Genomic DNA, 18,630 nt, shown 5'->3' with positions numbered 1-18,630 from the left:
TCACAATCGGTTCACGAGCATAGCATCACCCAACAATCGGTGCCTGTTGCAAGCACATCAGTTCATGCGAACCCTGTATCTAATAACAATACAAATAACGGTTCACAATCGGTTCACGAAAAGGTTAATGATTTGGCATCTAAAACATTTGATGCTCAAGATCCAGTATTGGAAAAAAATCCTCAAATTAGCTTTTCAAAATTAGTTGGCAACCAGCGGGCAATTATAATTGCACTATACAAAAACATTAAAATAAACAAATCAGATACAACTGATGAGTTAACACTCGAATCAATATCCAAATTAACTCAAGTCAATCAAAAATCTCTTAAAAACACTTTGTTCCGTTTAAATAATGCAGGAATACTTATCCGAGCCGATCAAAAGGTTGGGCGGGGTGGCTGGGTTAAATATAAAATAAATACTCAAATCATAAGAGAAATTCAACAGAAGGAATTTTTTAGATAAATGTTGTTTTTTTGTGGTTCTATCGCGTTGTGATAACATAAGGAGCAATTTCGGTTTAAAAGAACATGATATAAAGAAAGAAATCAAAAATAGATTTTATCTTCTCTTATAGAAGAATTATCAATAAGATCTTAACAGTTGGTTTATACGTTAGATGTAAATGGAAAAAATATGAATGTATTAAATACTAATATAATGAGTTTCTATCATCCCACTAAAGTTGTTTTTCTTGATGATAATCAAGCTTTTCTAGATGCTGTTGCTTTAGAGTTGTACGAACAAGAAAATCTACTCATGTTTACGAACCCAGATAGCGCGATGGAGCAATGCAAAAATAGTAACGAAAGCATATTTCAATTCACAGCAATGGAAAAAGAGAATAATAACTTAGATCTAAATGGCAACTCTATAACAACAACATTCAACATGGTTAATATGATTTATGAACCTTCACGTTTTAATAATGTTGCTGTATTAGTTGTTGATTATTCAATGCCGAAAATTAATGGTATTGAATTTTGTAAACAACTACGTGATAGAAACATATATAAGATACTACTAACAGCCGAAGCTGATAGTGATATTGCAATCAACGCGTTTAATGATGGGATTATAGATAAATTTATATTAAAGACACATGCTAATTTATTTGAACAATTGAAAATCTATATTAATGAGTTAACAAATAAATATTTTATTAATTTTTCACGTGATTCTCTTAATTATGGTGGTGGATCATTAAAATCCTTATTAAATAATGATTCATTCAAAGATTTGTTTAATAAAATTATTAAACAAAATGCCGCAATTGAATACTATCTTATTGATCGATTGGGTAGTTTTTTATTTTTGACAAGAGATGGTAAACCAACGTGGTTGCTCATATCAGATCAAGATAAAATTAACAGTCAAGTTGATTTATTAAAAGATTATTCTTTTCCAGATGAACTTATCAAAAAAATAAAAGAAAAAGAAAATATATTGTTCTTGTTTTCAGAAAATGAATATAAAGAAGACCTGGTTGAATGGAAAAAATATATTTTTGAGTCCCAAAAATTAGATGATAACTACAATTTTAGTATCGTAGTAGGAAATTTAACCAACTCAATTGATTGGGACAAGGTGGTTTCATATCAATGAACTTCTACCATTTATCAAAATTATCGTGAAATATAATTTCAATCTTAGATATCTCTTTTTGAAGGGATAACATTGCGTTTTTAAATAAATCGGCTTGAGCAACACTAAGGGAGTTATCATTTTCTAAGATTTTATTAACAAAATTAGATGCTGATTTTGATATGCTTTTAATAACTACGAATGAATTCGTAACATCGTGAATTAGCTTATTTTTTTCTTCTAAATTCATATGAATTTCTTCTTTAAAAAGGTGGCGACTTCCCAATAATAGACTTTAACCAAGGCATATTTTCAAACCGCTTCGGAGAATGTCCTGTAGCTAGATGAATTTCCGTGAAACCAAGATCAAAAAGCTTTTTAGCTTCAATTTCCCCTTTGATATTGTTATCAAGATCTGAATCAATATAAATTATTGTATCACTGGTATAATCATTAATTACACTCATGAATTCATCCATGGAGGAATAAAGCGCGATTTGTGTACCCGCATCACTTGCGGCAAAGGCCCAAGTGGTTCGCATCATTTCATCGTCATCAATAAAAACGAAGGATGCATTACTTACACGCTGATGGCAGAGGTTAATCTTAATATAAGGAACATATGGTTTTGGTATAATTTGAACATCAAGTTTTTTGCATCGATTGCGTACAGTCAAGTCTTCGAAACAACTGGTTACTAGAAAAGCTTTGGTTTTTAATTCAAGATCAGCAATAACGTCCAATCCGTTTTTATTATCCGCAAGTAACTCATAGTCAATTAGATATATATCAGGTTTTAATTCTTCTATTTTTTTTAATGTCAAATCAGATGCATTATAGAAGTGTACTATCCTAATGTCAGAAAAACCTATAAATTTTTCATTCCATGCCTCATGGATTGATGGATCATCATCCAATACAATAATTACCGATTGATTTTTAATAAATAATGCTTCACAGAACCAAACAGGGGGATTAGAGCGAGGTAAAAAAATTGTAACTTTCGTACCTATACCAACTTCTGAATGAAGTTCTATTTTTCCATTAAGCAATCCTATGTATTTTTTAGAATAGGATAAACCAAAACCAGCACCATTTTTTTTATTAAAGCTAAATCCTTGCTCAGTTACTTGGGGTAGAATTTCTGAAGGAATCCCACATCCGTTATCTTCAATAGTAATTTCAACCTGGTTATTATCACATCGTAGGGAAATAATTACGAACCCACTACAATCAATAGCTTCAATGCTGTTATTTATAAGGTTTGATAATACTCGTTTAAAAGAAACTAGATTAATATTAGAAAAACTACTATAACAACATGGTGATACTTTTAATTGGATGTCAATTTTTGAGTTATGATATTCATACCGTTTTTCAGAAACGATATTGTCTAAAACAACAAATATTAATTCAGGTAATATATTTCTATCTAAATCGTTACTTCCCAACTCAGAAGAATTATGTTTTGACTGTGATAGTATATTATTCGCAATATCATTAATTCTCTTAGCTGCACTTCTAATCATAATACGCTTATTTTCTGAAATTGAAGTCACATCAGATAAAGCTGTATTAATTGCCGCTAATGGTGACCGGATGTCATGAGCAACTTGCTCAGCAATCTGTTTTCTTGCATCATAGTAAGCCTTTTCCTTTTGTAAGCTTAATGTTTGGCTATGTTCCTCAATAAATTTAGTTGCTATTTGTCTATACTCATCAATATCTACTTTCGAAAATTCAGAGGCATTATTATTTTGATGTGAAGAAATAAAATCAAGTAAATATCCTGTGCTATTTGCAATGGTCTTTCTCATAGATAAGAATAGAAATAGAAAATTAAAAAGAAATATTCCAATAACCGTTATTAAAATCAATAAAAGACCATGAGAAGCAGGTATTAAAAAAATCGAGTTATATTGCTTTTTTGATATCACATATCCAAGTATTTGGTCATCTTTTTTAATTGCAGTTATACCGGAAAACTGACCATTATCCGCTTTGCAAATTGTATGGATATTGCCACTAATTGACTGACAAGATCCAAGATTCTCCAATGGTTTTTGAGCGGAGACAAACTTTATTGAGTCTAATTTACGTTCATTTTCTAAGTTGTACAATGCCAAATCTAATGCGTGTTTATTATTCAGCAACTGATATCTTCCGATTTCATCCGTAGTAAATGAGTCATTTATTATTAAATTTTTCGATAATGATCCTATCTGACTATTATCAAAATACTCTTTTGCCAGTAGTAAAATCAATCCAAAAACAAAAAACTGAATAAATGCTGAGTATGCCATTTTTTTTATAAATATAGTTTTTATTGAATGGCTTTTATTTTTCATATTTATATCCATCTTTATTTACAGACAAAATTATATAATTTGTCGAACGATGGAATTTACCATTATTGATATATGCCCCGGTGATCCCATTATAATTAATCTTAAATATACTATGTGTATCAATGAAACCAACCACCTTAAATGCGTTTAAAATAATTCGCATCGCATCGTATGTATATGCAGCTAATATTGTAGGTTGTTCATGATATTTTTTAGTATAAATACTTTCAAATGCCTGCAAAGCAGGGCTTGGTTTTATGAAATCTAAATTGCGAATAAAATACGATTGGATCAATTTATTATTAAGCCGCATAAAAAAAGTTGGACTTACTGATGACCCAAAATTCTCTGTCCCGATAAATATTGTATTTTGATTATTCATAGCATCGGCAATCTTTGCTGATGCGATTGCACCCGACAATAGAAAAACATAGTTATATTTCTTTTTCTTTAAAAATATATGTAATTTATTTAAAATTTCTTTATCATTTTCTAAAAAATCGAATGTGTCATATTTAATATATTCTTTATTTAAGACATCAGAATATACCTCTTTATATTTTAACATTTCATCACGATTAATCTCTGTAACTAATAATACGTCATCTATTTTATTAAATCGGCTCCGTAAATAATTTAACATTTCTTTGGCTTGGGAATCATAGCTTGGCATAAATATAAATACATTATTAGGCAATTTATCTACTTCAGTAGTGCTAGCATACGAGGTAAATATTGGTATATTATTGTTTTTCTGTTCTTTAATTGCCAATAAAAGATCGGAAAGATATTCAAATCCAATAATTGCTGAACAGCCCTCACTTACCATTTTTTTATACGCATGCATTGGCTCTAGAGGCCTATTATTGTAAAAATAATTTTTAATCTCGACTTTACCAAATTTTTCACCTTGGTCTAAAGCAAGATTCGCAGCATTTTCAAATGATTGGCCATAGGATTTTAAGTTTTCAACAACTCTCCCTGTTAAGCATATTTTAATTTGATTATTAGCCATGACAGCAGGGCATACTGATAAAAAAAATATTAAGACAATAACTTTAAGAATGTTTGATAAATTCATTTAAAATCTCACTAAAATGATTATTTTCTTCTATGTGTGGATAGTGAGCAGATTTATAGAAAGTTAAAATATTTTTATTTTTTGACAACGCTGCTTCTTGTCCGTTCATAACGAAATCATGAAAACCATTTATCCATAATTTAGAGATACCAAGCGTATCAATATCAACTGGAAAATTTAATTCACTTGAATAAAGATCTTTTCTTACACTAATGAACGTTTCTGTATCTGTAGGAAGTCGAATGCGCTTTTGAATTTCCTGAACCATATGGAAACACTCTAAATTTGCCCAGTAGAAGTATGGCCTATCTTCGTTTTCTTGAAATAGAGGTGTTAATTGTTCTGATATTTCCCATATTTTATTAAGATCAAGATCATTTATTGCATTGAATAATTTATTATACTCAACCAAGTTACTCTTTTTTAAATAGGATAGATCAAGCATCAAGTTATTTAGTCGGGGAGTAAGTATAGAATTGGCTGTAGAGACAAAAACACCTGGGATAAATGATGAGAATTTTTTATAGTAATCAAAAAGTAATTTTGCACCATAACTATGTCCAATTAAAGCTTGCGTTTCAATTTCACAAAATTCTGTTATATATAAAATTATTCTTTGTAAATCCTCTATATTATCCTGATGCGAAACGACCATAGATGTTTTCTTAGATTTACCGCAGTTTCGTTGATCATACAATATGATATTGTAGTTTAGTGAGCTAAATAATTTATTATTATCAATAAGATATTCTATTGTTCCGCAATTAAACCCAGGGCCCCCATGGATAAAAAGAACATAGGGCTTGTTTAAATTTTGGGTGAATTTAACTATATAAAATTCTGGATGATTTAAAATGTCTTTATCATATCGTCCCATCAAGAGTCGCTCTCTAAAAAAACTCTACGTATCCAAATGATAGGGGCTGCAATTCTTACAGATATATTCTTAATTTCTTTTTTTACAAGACTTGGATTTTGATTGAGACAAACTAAATTAAATAAGTTTTGGTCGTTACCTGGCATCAGAATTCTGATGTATATATCATTGTTATCATCAATAACAATGCATTCTTTTCCAATAGCATTTTCAATTTTATTGTATATTATTCCTGCAACATAATTACCTGGGTATAAAAGGGGGGTCATTCCATCATCTTTAACAATAGCATTAACAGAATTATGGAGTTCGCTAAATAGCAGTAATTCCTTAGCGATATGATTTTCATCGATCTCTTGTATATCTAAATCTTTTGTTAGATGAATAGCCTCTCGCCCAATGCCATGCATGAGCCATGAATCTGAGCAATACACATTGAGTTGTTTAGCACGCTTAGCGATTTTTTCAGCCCCCTGCTGAGTTAATCCACCTCCCCAGCCCAATTCCCATCCTTTGATTGCTGCAGAAGTAATATCGCTATCTTGACAGAATTCATTCCTAGTAAGAGATAAAAGATGGTCGCGAACAAATCTTATTCTTTTTCCTCGTGATTCTGCACTAGATGGGTTATCGAGTAACGAGTTTTTCATATTATAAAAATAACTAAGTTGGTTGTTTTATAAATAACATAGTATACCAATGGAGTTAAAAAATCATCGTTAAAACTACCTTAAAACAATTGTCGATTTTATATCTCACAAATAAATGGATAATTTTATCATAACAAATAATCCCCCATGGTTAAATTTTCATTGACTTTTTAACCATGAATAGATAAAATTTTATTCTATAGTACGGGTAAAGGGAATTTGATGTGAATTATTTTGAACCATATAAACAAGCACGAATAAATATTGAGAATAGATTTAAAGGGTTATTACACGCACACACAACTTTAATAAAGTCTCTTATAACGCTAGCAAATCCGCTAACAGGAATAGTTACTGGAATTACTTACCGAGACATTGCCGATTTATTAACTATCAGCAAAGCTCCTGGAAGAACTGGGTCAGGAGCTCCTCAAAAAGAAACCATTCGAAGTTATTTGCGATCCATTGAAAAACAATGTCCGGAAGATTTTAAAGTTATTAGTGAAGGCCAAAAACTACAATTTCAGTTCCCAAAATTACCAAAGATTTATGCCGATTTTCTTGAGCAATCAGAAGTGTACACAGAATGCAGGGATGAACAATCCATATCTAAAACCATTGAAAATGCTAAGAAAAATGATGAATTAAAATCGCTTGATAACACACAGGAATACACCGAACTGTACACAGATCAATACACAGCTGATACTGCAGTAAAGAATATTAATATATTTAATATAACTAACTCAAACAAACAAACTCAAACTGCGGGCAATGATTTTTCTTGCAGCAAAAAGCAAATTAGCGATGACTTTTACCCAAACACAAAAACCATCGAAATGGCATTTTCCATGGGACTAACCAAAGTCACTGACAAAGAAGAAATTCAGGCGTTTATCAAGCACAACAAGAAACAAAACACTCTATGGGCTGACTTTAATCCAGTATTCATTAACTGGCTTGAGCGAGATGCCCAATACATGCAAAAACAACTACAAAAGGCACAAGGACAATTAAGGAGTCATCACAATGAGCGTGGTACAAATCAAAGCACTCTTAACCAAACAGCACTTGAGCGAGTCAGCGAACATCATGGCATTTCAATCGACTCACTCTGGGACACCTCAGGCAGTGAACTCAACTCCGGTTCATTTATCGAAGGAACACTTGTCCAGCCTCTGGATGAAGCTGACTGCAATATACGGGCAACTTTTTATCAGTAAGCATGGAGTGAAAGATACAGGAGTTTGGTTTGCTGCACTTAAAGATTTAACTCCAAAAGCATTAGACAGTGGTGTGGAGCGATTAATGACATTGAGTAAAGGCGACAAGTTTTGTGAATTTCCACCCAATTGCCTGCAGTTTCGAGCTTTGTGTCTTGGCTTTTATAGTGATTTGCGCCTGCCTTCTGCTGCCGAGGCGCATAGGGAGGTTTTAAACAGCGCTTATTCAACGAACCCAAACTGGAGTCATGCAGTGGTTAAATTTACTGCCAAAAGACTGGGGCTTAAATTTCTGGAAATTGATAATGAAGGCCATTCTTTTGCAGTATTTAAAGAGGCATATGAACAGGTATGTCATTTAATGAGACAAGGACACCAGATCCCGGAAATTAAAGAGAAGGTGCTGTGCGCTTTGCCTCAATCAAAAGACATTGCAACAACACACCTTGCGAAAATTCGCCAGTTATTGGGAGTTGCATGATGAAACAAATTCCATGTTTAAAACTGTTTACAAAGGAAGAACTGTACTGTCTTTTAAACGCTTGCTCTGAGTCTTTGGCTCTGGCCTACCAGGAAATCCCTGAATGCGATTTCTGGCACATTGCAATGGAGGCACGATTGGCATGCGAAGCGCTTCGATTCGAGATTGATTCACAAAAAAAAGAATATTCAATTCACTAACCAATAAAAGGAACACAGCATGTTAATACTTACACGTAGAATAGGCGAAACCGTACTAATCAATGATGACATTTATATCACCGTGCTCGGTGTTAAGGGTAATCAAGTCCGCTTAGGGTTCGATGCACCACAAGATGTAATTATTCATCGTCAGGAAATACATCAAAAAATTAAAAAAGAACAATCTCTGTTTTTAAATACGCCTGGTCAGTGGAAGGAAGCACGGGGCGTACAGACTCATTAACCAACCAAATCACCATACTAACGAGTTAAGGGAATAAAATGAAACCATGCATTAACCAGATACAAAAGGCAATCACCACTTTAGCTTTAACTGGATCTTTTGCCCTATTGGTGAGCTGTGCTGCAACATCAACAGTGATCGAACATCGCAACTTAGAAACAGATACAAAACTCAGCCAAACGATTTTTCTTGATCCTGTAGCTCAAAGTCAAAAAACGATTTACATCACGGTTAAGAATACTTCTCAAGAGTCATTATCCATTGATAAGTCACTAAAGCAGGCATTAGAAGAACATGGCTATAAAGTGGTTGGAAATCCATCCAAAGCCCATTACCTGCTGCAGGCCAATATTCTTAAGGTTGGAAAAATGAGCGTGTCTGCAAGCCAATCCGCGCTAGGTGGTGGGTATGGCAGTGCATTGGCAGGGGCAGCAACAGGAACTGCACTGGGTGCATTAAGCGGTCATTCAAGCACCATGATTGGTGCAGGTATAGGTGGAGGAATTATTGGTTTGGCTGCAGATTCTCTAGTCAAGGCAGTGAATTACACGATGATTACCGATGTACAAATTTCTGAACGTGTTGGAAACGGTACCGTTCATGAGCAGTTTAATTCCAACCTTCAAAATGGCACTGCATCTGGAACCACCCAGACATTGAGCAAACACAGTGATTACCAACGCTATAGAACGCGGGTGGTATCCAATGCCGATAAAGTCAATCTGAGTTTTGCAGAAGCAAGACCCGCATTGGAACAAGGTCTGGTAAAAACATTAGCGGGCATTTTTTGATGCAGCCTGATTAGAGCTTCATGAAAAAAAGTGCATAGGATTTAAAAAACAATAATGAGTTAAAGAGGGAATAGTAATGAGAATCAATGTAATAGTAGGACTTATCATCACCGCACTGGGTTCACCCTGTGCTGTTGCAACCAGTTCGAATCACTACGATTTAGAAAGACGAATTTTTGATACGTCTTATCAACTAAACCAGATTGCCAAAGAAAACAACTCCGATTTATGTTCTGGAGATGTCGCAATTGCTGCAGCCTACCTGGAGTCAGCAGGAGCCCAATTGCAGCATCATAAAAAAGACAGTGCAGTTGTTTCTATGGCTTATGGATACAATGAATTAAAAGAAATCAGCAATGTAAGAAGCTACTGTACACATTTATCACCGAAGGTAAAACCCTATCTTGCACGAGTTATTGTGATGAAAAGTGAACTTGAGAACATCAACATACCAGAAACAGACCAAACATCGGACTAATTTTAAAAGCTTAAGTTCATAACAAAAATAAAAGGAGCGCTCAATGAACCCAATTAAAACACTCATGCTGTCGATGACCCTTATCGTTGTGAGTGGAGTTATTCATGCAGAGCCCACAACACTGCCTGAAAACAACTTTAAGATTAATCAGAATCTGACTGCCGTTTCAACTGAAAATGATGAACAGGATGTCGAATATTTTAAACACATTCTTTCAGGTGGAACGCTTTTTACGCTTTTGCTAGCAATGGATAAGGAGGTTCCTGATGTAGCCAAAGCAGTTGAGTATGTGGCTTTGTTCAAAAAACTAGATTCTGCAAATCACCTACTGACGCAAATTTTAGTTGAACTTAAAAAAAACAACCACCTGTTAAGTCAAAGCATGCTTGATAAAGGAGTAACCATGAATGGATAAACGCTCTTTTTAAAACCACAAAAACACGATTCATTAAATAAAAAGAATAAAAAATGAGCACAAATTAGGGCTCAGGGGATTTTTTTAACCAAAAAAGGAGAATGTGATGAAATACAGAACAGCAATGAACGATTTGAGCCTTAAAGGATATCTCTATGCCAGGCAACTGCTCCCGTTTTTAATGATTGGTTTGGCGCTGCTGTGCCTGATGCCAGACTCCTGTTTTGCTGCTGAGAATCGGCTTTCTGGATTAAAAGAGGAAGTAAAGGCAACCTTTGGAGCGGATTCAGATCTCCCTTATTTTCTTTTGTTAGCAGAAGGGCTTGCAGGGGCTTATGCCTACATCAAAACCAAAAATATCGCAGTCCTTGCAGGTGTTCCTGTATTGATGGTGTTCACTCACTGGGCATTGAAATAATGGCTCGTAACTACCAAACATTCATGCTCTCTGATGAGCCTAAAATTGCGGGTATTCCTGTTACCACAGGCCTGCCCATTTTTTTACTCACGGGAATTGGGCTTTTAACAGGACTTGCCTATCAGCTTTTTATGATAGGCGCAGCCCTAAGCGTTGCGATGCATATCAAGTATGGCGGACTACCTCTGCGGAGTCTGTTTGCCATCGTGTATTGGTCGCTGCCTCACAGGTTAACGTCTCTGTTATTTCGAGCTTTGCCCGATTCTGCCAACCGAATTTATATCAGGTGATTTAATGGATACTTCATTTCGTGATAATGCGATTGCAAAAAACAGACTGTTATTCAAGCTGACACTGATTTGGGCGCTATCGAGTACGTTTGCAGTTATTGTTCTTTGCGCCTTAAATTTTTATACCTTACTGCATAAGCAGGTTCACTGGCTTCCTGTGTGTACTGGTCTAGAGTTTAGCATTGGTGATAAAGGCTATTCACCCGAATACCTGAAAGAAATGACGCAGAAAGTAGCTGACTTACGTCTGACCTACAACCCTGAAACCATTGATGCACGCTACACCATGCTGTCTCATCTGATTCCAGCGAAATACCAGGAATCGTTTTCCAAACTACTGGATGCCGAGCGCAAAACAGTACATGACAAAAATGTAAGCTCAGTGTTTTACGCCGAAAAAGTATCCGTGGATGTCACTAAAAATCAAGGTCAAATCGAAGGGCAGTTGCATCGTACAAGCCATGGACTGCAATTAAAGCCACAACACAAAATGTATCGAGTGCAGTTTTCACATCAATCAGGCCTTTTAAATCTTGTGTCCATTCAGGAGATACACCATGACTAACTCAATTTATGAAAAAGCTAAAAAAACCATTCTTCTTATTAGTTGTTTGTGCTCAGGAATTGTTTGTGCAAGCACTCCTCCTTCGGTCATCGCTTTTGAAGAAGGAGAGCAGTTTAATCTGACCTTATCGAGTATTAACTTTAATCGTGTGTTTATTGAAGGAGAATCGATCACTAAATTAAGTTACCCAGAGCATGCTATTACAGTCGATAAAAGTGAGATGGATAACCCTGAAAGCACGGATTCTTCGGTGTATATAAAGCCCAATTTTCAAGTTCCCATTACCCTGTTCCTAACTACAGATAAAGGACATCACGTATCACTTACCCTGACACCTGATGAATCGGTTGGAAAAACCTTAAGGCTTGTGCCTCGCGCTCAAACAAAATTGAAATTTGTGAAACTGGATACCCCTGATGCTAGTGAAGTAGATGAGGCAATCGCTGCCATGAAAGCAGGGGAGACCCCCAAAGAATTTAATGAGAAGCGAATTACTCCACGTTCTTTTTACATTAAAAAAAACATTAAGGTAACTCTTGAAAAACAATATCAGGGGAAGCGTTTCACCGGCTTTATCTATCGGTTAGAAAATACATCAAATCATGAGCTGGCGCTTACAACCGCCTTATTTGCCCATAAGGACGCAGAATCCCTGTCATTAAGTGATGAGGCGCTTCCACCTAAAAAAATCGCTTATTTATACGGGTTATACAGCAATCAGGGATAAACCAGGAGCTGCTTAAAATGAGTTGGAAGGAGAGTAGGTAATGTTTAAAAAAATAAAACGATGGTTGACGCTAAAACCTCAAAATGCCAATAAACTGGCCAAAAAGGAACAATTGAAGCACGCAGCCATTTTATTACTGGTGGGTGGGGCATCCTATGGATTTTATTGCTACTCATCAGCTGAGAAAAAAAAACCAGTCCACCAGGAAGAAGCTCCCTTCGAGAGTATTTTTGAAAGTACTTTTAATCAGGGCAGTGACGAGGCACTCCTTCTGCAACAGCAGCAACAAATTGATTCTTTAAAAGAGTTAGTGGCAGAACATCATAAAAAACAGCAGGAAGCAGCACCTGTGAAAACAGAAAATTCGGAAACAAAAGCTTTGATCCAGGCCATGAAAGAACAGCTTTCACACCTTGAAGAAGAAAATAAAAAAATGAACGAACAATTACAGGTTGCACTAGTTTCTACCCGTCAGGCAAGCCTGGTCACCGTTAGGCCTCCAACTCGTGAAGAAATGGAAGCACAGCAAAAGAAAAAGCATCAGGCAGAGCGCGAACTGCTCGCAAAATCAGGACTGGAAACAGTGCAATTTAACAACCGAAAGAAAAAAAACAAGGAAGTACGAACCTCTAAAAATTACGTTTGGGCGGGAACCTTTGTTGAAGGGGTGTTGCTGACTGGTGTTTTAGGTGATGCAGGAATAAACGGCTCAAAAAACATGGGAACTGCTTTAATCCGCCTTACCAGCGGAGGAATAATGCCCAACAACCAGCGTTCTCATCTAGAAGACTGTGTCGCCCTGGTATCCACTTATGGTGATTTATCAGGAAGTTCCGTGGTGATGCATTTAGAAACACTGTCTTGCGCAGGAAACAACATCAATTTTGAACAAAAGGCCTACGGCTCTGTATTTGATTTGGATGCCATGCAGGATTTACGCGGAACATCCATTCTAAAAACAAAGCCGCTCTTAACCTATTCGGCAGCGGCAGGCATGCTGGCAGGATTTGGTGATGGCTTAAAGAATTTAAATACCGCTCAAACAATCAATCCGGGGGCTGGCACCATTACGACCTACGGGCAGGCATCAACCCTGGCTCAATCGGCTGCTGGTGGTGCACTTAGTAATCCTGCCAATCGTATTTCAGACTATGTAATGCGCATTGCTGATATTTATCATCCACTGGTTGTGGCACGTGCTGGTCGTCGTGTGTCCGTTTTATTTACTAAAGGCTTTTGGATAGACAAAGAACATCAGGTGTACGAGTCAGGACGCGCTATCAATGAAGGACATGCCCAAAACGAGTCTGGGGTTACAACCACTGTAAGCCGTGCCTATGAATTAAATACACACCCTGTGAATGGCGCTTCATTGATGCAGTCCAATAATCCAGAGCCCATGGTTCAAACCGTTAATCCTGTTGAGAATCCCCTCTTAAATCAACCAGGACAACCCTCTACCCCATTATTTTCAACCGTACAAAATGAGGAGCCACTTCATGACTAAACCTCTATTTTTATTGAGTACCCTTTTCTTAGTGTCGCAGTTATGTGCCTGCTCGAAATCCATCCTCGACAATCAGGATGCAAGATGTCCCTTTGCTGACAGGGGTGGTTGTCAAAGTATGGAAATGGTGAATCGTATGGTGCAGGAAAAACGCTATACACCCGATGGTCAATTCGTGCAGCAGGCAAGAATTCAAGATCTGTATTCAGATTATAAATAGGCGCTGGCACGAATACAGGAGAGAAGCAATGCTTACAAACGCTATAGAATGGGTTCAAGATACTTATCAGTTGCTAAAGGAGACCTGGAATGACAAAGGGCTAGCCGATAACGGAGCCGCTTTTGACCTCAATGCGCATCAATATCCTTCTTTTACTGAGGAGCTATTACCTTATCAATATTTTGATGAGGAATCGAAGCTGTTTTTTAATGAACACAATGCGGGTTTAATTTATCGCATTGTCCCTTTAACGGGTGCGAATGAACACATAGCAGAGCAGCTGGATGCGCTGCTTCAATCTAAAGTGTCTCATGAGTTCACCTTGCAGTTGATTTGCGTCAAACACAATCAGGTAGGGAAAGATATTGAGGCATTTACTTCGCAGTTCACAAAAAGCGAATTTGAAAATTTAAGCCTGTTAGGAGAGAACCTTAAGGCATTTTATCAAAAAGCCGCCATACACGGTTTTAAAACCAACACGATGCTTGCACCTCGATTAACGCATACGGATTGCTATATCGTCATTGATAAAATCAAAAAAGAATCCGAGAGTGATTTAAAAGCCTGTTTTGGCCAGTTTCGCGTTTCATTTGAAGCATCCTTAGGTGCTGCAAAAATTGGATTTAAGCAAGCAGATGCGACTGATTTTTTGCATTTGCTTCAGTTTTATCTGGATAATTGCCCTGATGCAATTACCCCACGCCCTGTTATATACGACAAAACCAAATTACTTAAAGAGCAGGCGCTGTCTCATGACTTTGATATTGAAATTAAAAACAATGAAGTAGTAATTCAAGGGGCTAATGAAGCTGGACATGCTTATGAAACAGCTGTATCTGTTCTGACCATTGATCGCCTGCCTCGTCAGTATTGTTTATGGGAGAACATCAATAATACCAGCAACATTTTTCATCCTGATAAAAGAATATCCTGTAATCACATCATCTCGGTCATCTATCTGGTTGAAGAGCAGGGACGTGCTCAGGGTAGGGCGAACCGTAAGACCCGTGATTTGGATAAAAAATCTAAAAGTGATTATGCCTTGAATGTAGCGGGAACTGAGGAGCAGGCAAGAGTATGGCGTACTTTTCGAGATGATTTATCCTCACAGAAGACTCGTTCTGTAAAGATGCTTTATAACGTGGTTCTTTTTTCAAGACCTCATGAAAAAGAGCGTGATGTGGAGGCTGCTCGCACGGTATTTGCGTTCAATGACATTAAACTGGCATTGTGTAAACGGATGCAATGTCCGTATTTTTTAGTCTCGATGCCGTTTTTTTTCACAGGAAATCTGGCTAAGGATTTTTCTCTTCCAACCATGATGTGGCCAATTTCTTCATGGAATGCAACCCAATACATGCCAATTCTTTCTGACTGGCGCGGGGTGGGCAAGGGTATTTTGTTGCCCACCATGCGCGATCAGTTTGCCTGCATCGATCCTTTCTCGGGTGCATTTGGCAGCAATTACAATATGGCCGTAACCGGCACATCGGGCGGTGGAAAAAGTTTTTTCATTCAGATGCTGATGCTCAATATTTTATTTAATGGCGGGGATATTTTTATTATTGATGTAGGCGGGAGCTACAGAAAACTGTGTGAGGCGCTCGGTGGGACTTATCTTGAATACAGCAATTTGGCGATGAATCCCTTTACCCATGTTACGGACATTTTACGAGAGATTGATGACATTATTGCCCTGTTTGAATTATTAACCTGCCCGACCAGCGGTGCTACAGATGACGACAGAGGCACTTTAAGAGAAGCCATTTTAACCGCTTTTGGAACAACTCAGAATCAAACGCGCATTGATGAGGTGGCAGGAGTCTTATTGTCGTTGTACGAGCACGACCGCGAAACCTATCCTACAGCGCGCATTTTGTCTAAAAACCTTCAGCGTTACTGTTCTGCGTCAGAGCATGGAAAGGCGTTTAATGAACCATCCCAGTTATCGCCTGATGCCCGCATAATTGTAGTTGATTTGAAGGAAATTGAAGACAATCAAAGCATTCGCGCACCGGTTCTCCTGTCCGTTATTTCTCAGTTTCAAAGGCGTATGTTCAACTCGGACAGAAACAAACAAAAGATGTGCATCATTGATGAAGCCTGGTCTTTTTTTACAGGAGATTCAATTGCAGTGAACTTTATTACCAAAGGCTTTCGTACTGGTCGGCGGCATAAAGCATCATTTGTCACGATTACTCAGGGGATTGAGGATTATTTTGAGTTTTCAGAAGCTCGTGCCGCATGGGAAAACTCCGCTTTAAAGCTTGTTTTTTTACAAGAAGAATCACCGCTTTTAGAGCATCAAAAAAAGCATGAGACTTTTTCGGACTACGAGATGACTATTCTGAAATCATTCCCAATAGCGAAAGAAGCTGGTTTTTCGCAAGTCTTGTTGCGCGCCAACGGTATTTCCTCCTTTCATCGCTTGTTCGTTGATCCGTTTACTCGCGTGCTTTTATCTTCTGATGGTGATGACTATCAGGCGGTCATTAATTATGTGGCACAAGGATTTGCATTTCTTGATGCGGTATCGCATGTCGCAGAACTGCATTATGGGAGGGGTTATGCCATTTAATCGCTTAAACACCACATATTGGGTCATTGCAGGAGTTGGTGGGTTCATTGGAGTCCTGGCGGGTATGTTGATGATGTGGCCTAAGCCGTTACCTCTTTTGGTGGTTGATATGAATCGTGCCATAGAGGCGCCTTCAGTGCTGCTTGCCCGTTCTAAACTGACTCATGATGAACAATTAAACATTATGGATCGCTTTTCACGAGCCCTTCCAGAAGTCATCAAGGACTATGGAAGGTCTCACCGGGTAACCTTAGTCAGTGCGCCCGTATTGACTGGTTACAAACCTTCCCAAGTGGATGTGACGGACGAGCTCATTGCTTTGACCATAGCAAGGATAAAGCATGAAGCGCACTAACAAACGATTTTTTTCCTTGATTCTTGGTCTGGCCTTCTTATTAGAGCCTGTAAGTCATGCAAAAAATATTGGTCAATATGGCCAGACATTCCCTGTTATAGAAGAGGATATAAGAAAAGTCATTATGAACAAACTCAATGCATTACAGCAAAGTGGTGATTTAGAGCATGTTCAGCGTGATTTAGAGCAGAAAGCAGCGCGTCAAGCGATGAGACCACACCCTTTGGCATTGAGCACGACTCGCACGCCTAAGACGTTTCGCATCTCGCCGGCAGTGACTGTATCTCATGATATCTGGACACCTGATGGGTATTTAATTGCAAAAGCAGGAACGCGGATAAACCCATTTGAGCGCGTTCACTTCCTCAAAACCCTGATTTTCTTTAATGCGGATGATGCAAGACAGGTTACCTGGGTTAAGAAACATTACACCGATTTTAAGCACGTTAAGTTCATTTTAACCGGTGGTGATGTTCGAGTTGCCGCAGAGCTTTTTGGTCGAATTTATTTTGATGTGAACGGCATCATTTCATCTCGGCTGCAGCTTCAACACGTTCCAAGCATAGTCAGTCAGGTAGGTCTTGATTGGCAAATTAAAGAAATTGGAGTGAATGATGAATAAACGACTCTTCTGTTCAATTGCTGCAGGCTTATTCTTCATCTGTTCATTGCACGCGTCACAATGTAAAGGGCATTTTGTCAATCCTATAACGGACATTTGCTGGGATTGTTTGTTCCCATTAACCATTGGCTCCTCCGAAGTAGTAAAAAGCCAGTATCCTGATACTAAAAATCCTGGGAACCCTATCTGTTCCTGCCCAAACAAATTACAACTTTTAGGAGTTACTATCGGTTATTGGGAACCCTTTGCGTTAGTCGATGTGACACGAAAGCCATATTGCATGGTGAATCTTGGGGTGCAACTGCATATTAAAGACCAGGGGCTTGGTGGTTCACAAATGCCCGATACGGATGGGCGAGGCGCATTTTATTACGTGCATTGGTACAAATACCCTCTGATGTATTGGCTGCAGGTCCTTACATCCATCGGCTGTATGGAGACAGAAGATTTTGATGTGATGTATTTGAGTGAACTGGATCCCACATGGAATGACTCGGAGTTTGCTTTTGTTCTTAATCCTGAGGCCACCTTATTTACCACATCGCCAGTACGGGCGTCTTGTGCAGCAGATGCAACCAAAGCATTGGCAGGAACGGCCATGGATTCTCTATTCTGGTGCCAGGGCGCTCAAGGATCTACCTACCCGCTCAATGGTTTTGTGGCGAATCAGGCAAGTCCCATTAGTGCTGCAACACTCCTGGCAGAACGCACCGACTTTAAGCTTCATCGCCTTGGAGCAATTAAAGATTCTGTTGGTAAAGATTGGCCTGCACTTTGTCGCACCTATCACTCTTCCATTTTGCCTAAAAGCCGGTATCGGTACCAGTTAGTCAATACATTACCTGATGCGAAACGCTGCCAGCCCTTTGGCCGTTCAGTCATTACCTGGGAGGCCGGACATACCTACCCTGGAGATGGGGATAATTTTGGGTATCTGATTTGGCGCAAGAGAAATTGTTGTTTTTTATAAGGA

At 37.8% G+C, this 18,630-nt stretch carries 24 protein-coding genes; 19 read left to right on the top strand and 5 right to left on the bottom strand.

The window, feature by feature from the left end; all coding sequences use genetic code 11:
* Together Lery_RS15450 and Lery_RS11235 are read left to right on the top strand one after the other, a co-directional pair.
* A partial coding sequence (locus tag Lery_RS15450) for a hypothetical protein (RefSeq protein WP_162262967.1) occupies positions 1-468 on the top strand: 468 nt, incomplete at its 5' end.
* A 171-nt stretch (positions 469-639) separates the two neighbouring features.
* Positions 640-1,608 carry a response regulator gene (locus tag Lery_RS11235; protein WP_058527347.1) on the top strand — a complete coding sequence of 323 codons (969 nt, stop codon included), beginning with the start codon at positions 640-642 and terminating at the stop codon, positions 1,606-1,608.
* A gap of 4 nt (positions 1,609-1,612) precedes the next feature.
* On the opposite strand, the gene Lery_RS11230 is transcribed toward Lery_RS11235, so the two are convergent.
* Genes Lery_RS11230 through Lery_RS11210 form a run of 5 tightly spaced genes read right to left on the bottom strand, consistent with a single transcriptional unit; the run spans position 1,613 to position 6,543 of the window.
* Entirely contained in the window at positions 1,613-1,837 is a 225-nt protein-coding gene (locus tag Lery_RS11230; RefSeq protein WP_058475047.1) for a hypothetical protein, read from the bottom strand.
* 13 nt (positions 1,838-1,850) lie between these two features.
* A complete protein-coding gene (locus Lery_RS11225; RefSeq protein WP_058527346.1) occupies positions 1,851-3,935 on the bottom strand; it encodes an ATP-binding response regulator in 2,085 nt (694 codons plus the stop codon).
* Positions 3,925-5,016 carry a type 1 periplasmic-binding domain-containing protein gene (locus Lery_RS11220; protein ID WP_058527345.1) on the bottom strand — a complete coding sequence of 364 codons (1,092 nt, stop codon included), beginning with the start codon at positions 5,014-5,016 and terminating at the stop codon, positions 3,925-3,927. Before Lery_RS11220 ends, Lery_RS11225 begins: the two co-directional genes overlap by 11 nt.
* On the bottom strand, positions 4,994-5,893 hold the full coding sequence (locus tag Lery_RS11215; RefSeq protein WP_058527344.1) for an alpha/beta fold hydrolase: 900 nt from the start codon (positions 5,891-5,893) through the stop codon (positions 4,994-4,996). The genes Lery_RS11220 and Lery_RS11215 overlap by 23 nt, the downstream gene beginning before the upstream one ends.
* On the bottom strand, positions 5,893-6,543 hold the full coding sequence (locus Lery_RS11210) for a hypothetical protein (protein ID WP_058527343.1): 651 nt from the start codon (positions 6,541-6,543) through the stop codon (positions 5,893-5,895). Before Lery_RS11210 ends, Lery_RS11215 begins: the two co-directional genes overlap by 1 nt.
* Before the next feature lie 224 nt (positions 6,544-6,767).
* On the opposite strand from Lery_RS11210, the gene Lery_RS11205 reads away from it, so the two are divergent.
* The 17 genes from Lery_RS11205 to traU all read left to right on the top strand — a co-directional run bounded on the left by Lery_RS11205 (position 6,768) and on the right by traU (position 18,627).
* Positions 6,768-7,766, top strand: a complete 999-nt coding sequence (locus Lery_RS11205) for a hypothetical protein (protein ID WP_058527342.1) — start codon at positions 6,768-6,770, stop codon at positions 7,764-7,766.
* 7 nt (positions 7,767-7,773) lie between these two features.
* A complete protein-coding gene (locus tag Lery_RS11200) occupies positions 7,774-8,247 on the top strand; it encodes a hypothetical protein (protein ID WP_237759219.1) in 474 nt (157 codons plus the stop codon).
* A complete protein-coding gene (locus Lery_RS11195) occupies positions 8,244-8,447 on the top strand; it encodes a hypothetical protein (RefSeq protein WP_014845157.1) in 204 nt (67 codons plus the stop codon). Before Lery_RS11200 ends, Lery_RS11195 begins: the two co-directional genes overlap by 4 nt.
* 19 nt (positions 8,448-8,466) lie before the next feature.
* Complete coding sequence (gene csrA / locus Lery_RS11190; RefSeq protein ID WP_058527340.1) at positions 8,467-8,691, top strand: carbon storage regulator CsrA; 225 nt, start codon at positions 8,467-8,469, stop codon at positions 8,689-8,691.
* A gap of 38 nt (positions 8,692-8,729) precedes the next feature.
* On the top strand, positions 8,730-9,482 hold the full coding sequence (locus Lery_RS11185; RefSeq protein WP_058527339.1) for a complement resistance protein TraT: 753 nt from the start codon (positions 8,730-8,732) through the stop codon (positions 9,480-9,482).
* A 76-nt stretch (positions 9,483-9,558) separates the two neighbouring features.
* Positions 9,559-9,960 carry a hypothetical protein gene (locus Lery_RS11180; RefSeq protein WP_058527338.1) on the top strand — a complete coding sequence of 134 codons (402 nt, stop codon included), beginning with the start codon at positions 9,559-9,561 and terminating at the stop codon, positions 9,958-9,960.
* 43 nt (positions 9,961-10,003) lie between these two features.
* A complete protein-coding gene (locus Lery_RS11175) occupies positions 10,004-10,375 on the top strand; it encodes a hypothetical protein (protein ID WP_058527337.1) in 372 nt (123 codons plus the stop codon).
* Between the two features lie 106 nt (positions 10,376-10,481).
* Positions 10,482-10,793 carry a type IV conjugative transfer system pilin TraA gene (locus tag Lery_RS11170; RefSeq protein WP_031562484.1) on the top strand — a complete coding sequence of 104 codons (312 nt, stop codon included), beginning with the start codon at positions 10,482-10,484 and terminating at the stop codon, positions 10,791-10,793.
* Positions 10,793-11,083 carry a type IV conjugative transfer system protein TraL gene (traL, locus tag Lery_RS11165; protein WP_021460416.1) on the top strand — a complete coding sequence of 97 codons (291 nt, stop codon included), beginning with the start codon at positions 10,793-10,795 and terminating at the stop codon, positions 11,081-11,083. The genes Lery_RS11170 and traL overlap by 1 nt, the downstream gene beginning before the upstream one ends.
* A 4-nt stretch (positions 11,084-11,087) precedes the next feature.
* Positions 11,088-11,648, top strand: a complete 561-nt coding sequence (locus tag Lery_RS11160; protein WP_058527336.1) for a TraE/TraK family type IV conjugative transfer system protein — start codon at positions 11,088-11,090, stop codon at positions 11,646-11,648.
* Positions 11,641-12,375 carry a type-F conjugative transfer system secretin TraK gene (gene traK, locus Lery_RS11155; RefSeq protein WP_058527335.1) on the top strand — a complete coding sequence of 245 codons (735 nt, stop codon included), beginning with the start codon at positions 11,641-11,643 and terminating at the stop codon, positions 12,373-12,375. Before Lery_RS11160 ends, traK begins: the two co-directional genes overlap by 8 nt.
* Positions 12,376-12,415: 40 nt before the next feature.
* On the top strand, positions 12,416-13,882 hold the full coding sequence (locus Lery_RS11150; protein WP_058527334.1) for a TraB/VirB10 family protein: 1,467 nt from the start codon (positions 12,416-12,418) through the stop codon (positions 13,880-13,882).
* Positions 13,875-14,102 (top strand): hypothetical protein, encoded by a 228-nt coding sequence (locus tag Lery_RS15445; RefSeq protein ID WP_031562476.1) that lies wholly within the window; start codon positions 13,875-13,877, stop codon positions 14,100-14,102. The genes Lery_RS11150 and Lery_RS15445 overlap by 8 nt, the downstream gene beginning before the upstream one ends.
* Positions 14,047-16,680: a type IV secretion system protein TraC gene (gene traC, locus Lery_RS11140; RefSeq protein ID WP_237759218.1), complete on the top strand. Its 2,634-nt coding sequence runs from the start codon at positions 14,047-14,049 to the stop codon at positions 16,678-16,680. The genes Lery_RS15445 and traC overlap by 56 nt, the downstream gene beginning before the upstream one ends.
* Positions 16,670-17,035, top strand: a complete 366-nt coding sequence (locus Lery_RS11135) for a TrbI F-type domain-containing protein (protein WP_058527332.1) — start codon at positions 16,670-16,672, stop codon at positions 17,033-17,035. Before traC ends, Lery_RS11135 begins: the two co-directional genes overlap by 11 nt.
* Entirely contained in the window at positions 17,022-17,657 is a 636-nt protein-coding gene (gene traW / locus Lery_RS11130; RefSeq protein WP_058527331.1) for a type-F conjugative transfer system protein TraW, read from the top strand. Before Lery_RS11135 ends, traW begins: the two co-directional genes overlap by 14 nt.
* Positions 17,650-18,627 carry a conjugal transfer pilus assembly protein TraU gene (gene traU / locus Lery_RS11125; RefSeq protein ID WP_058527330.1) on the top strand — a complete coding sequence of 326 codons (978 nt, stop codon included), beginning with the start codon at positions 17,650-17,652 and terminating at the stop codon, positions 18,625-18,627. Before traW ends, traU begins: the two co-directional genes overlap by 8 nt.
* Positions 18,628-18,630 lie beyond the last annotated feature (3 nt).

The organism is Legionella erythra (assembly GCF_001467615.1).
GTDB classification, from domain to species: Bacteria; Pseudomonadota; Gammaproteobacteria; order Legionellales; family Legionellaceae; genus Legionella_C; species Legionella_C erythra.
Note: the sequence above shows the minus strand (reverse complement) of the source record. Positions and strands in the feature narration are given on the sequence as shown.

Coding starts and splice junctions, on each gene's coding strand:
- Lery_RS11235 (WP_058527347.1), top strand. CDS start 640: ATGAATGTATTAAATACTAATATAATGAGTTTCTATCATCCCACTAAA.
- Lery_RS11230 (WP_058475047.1), bottom strand. CDS start 1,837: ATGAATTTAGAAGAAAAAAATAAGCTAATTCACGATGTTACGAATTCA.
- Lery_RS11225 (WP_058527346.1), bottom strand. CDS start 3,935: ATGAAAAATAAAAGCCATTCAATAAAAACTATATTTATAAAAAAAATG.
- Lery_RS11220 (WP_058527345.1), bottom strand. CDS start 5,016: ATGAATTTATCAAACATTCTTAAAGTTATTGTCTTAATATTTTTTTTA.
- Lery_RS11215 (WP_058527344.1), bottom strand. CDS start 5,893: ATGGGACGATATGATAAAGACATTTTAAATCATCCAGAATTTTATATA.
- Lery_RS11210 (WP_058527343.1), bottom strand. CDS start 6,543: ATGAAAAACTCGTTACTCGATAACCCATCTAGTGCAGAATCACGAGGA.
- Lery_RS11195 (WP_014845157.1), top strand. CDS start 8,244: ATGATGAAACAAATTCCATGTTTAAAACTGTTTACAAAGGAAGAACTG.
- csrA (WP_058527340.1), top strand. CDS start 8,467: ATGTTAATACTTACACGTAGAATAGGCGAAACCGTACTAATCAATGAT.
- Lery_RS11185 (WP_058527339.1), top strand. CDS start 8,730: ATGAAACCATGCATTAACCAGATACAAAAGGCAATCACCACTTTAGCT.
- Lery_RS11180 (WP_058527338.1), top strand. CDS start 9,559: ATGAGAATCAATGTAATAGTAGGACTTATCATCACCGCACTGGGTTCA.
- Lery_RS11175 (WP_058527337.1), top strand. CDS start 10,004: ATGAACCCAATTAAAACACTCATGCTGTCGATGACCCTTATCGTTGTG.
- Lery_RS11170 (WP_031562484.1), top strand. CDS start 10,482: ATGAAATACAGAACAGCAATGAACGATTTGAGCCTTAAAGGATATCTC.
- traL (WP_021460416.1), top strand. CDS start 10,793: ATGGCTCGTAACTACCAAACATTCATGCTCTCTGATGAGCCTAAAATT.
- Lery_RS11160 (WP_058527336.1), top strand. CDS start 11,088: ATGGATACTTCATTTCGTGATAATGCGATTGCAAAAAACAGACTGTTA.
- traK (WP_058527335.1), top strand. CDS start 11,641: ATGACTAACTCAATTTATGAAAAAGCTAAAAAAACCATTCTTCTTATT.
- Lery_RS11150 (WP_058527334.1), top strand. CDS start 12,416: ATGTTTAAAAAAATAAAACGATGGTTGACGCTAAAACCTCAAAATGCC.
- Lery_RS15445 (WP_031562476.1), top strand. CDS start 13,875: ATGACTAAACCTCTATTTTTATTGAGTACCCTTTTCTTAGTGTCGCAG.
- traC (WP_237759218.1), top strand. CDS start 14,047: ATGGTCAATTCGTGCAGCAGGCAAGAATTCAAGATCTGTATTCAGATT.
- Lery_RS11135 (WP_058527332.1), top strand. CDS start 16,670: ATGCCATTTAATCGCTTAAACACCACATATTGGGTCATTGCAGGAGTT.
- traW (WP_058527331.1), top strand. CDS start 17,022: ATGAAGCGCACTAACAAACGATTTTTTTCCTTGATTCTTGGTCTGGCC.
- traU (WP_058527330.1), top strand. CDS start 17,650: ATGAATAAACGACTCTTCTGTTCAATTGCTGCAGGCTTATTCTTCATC.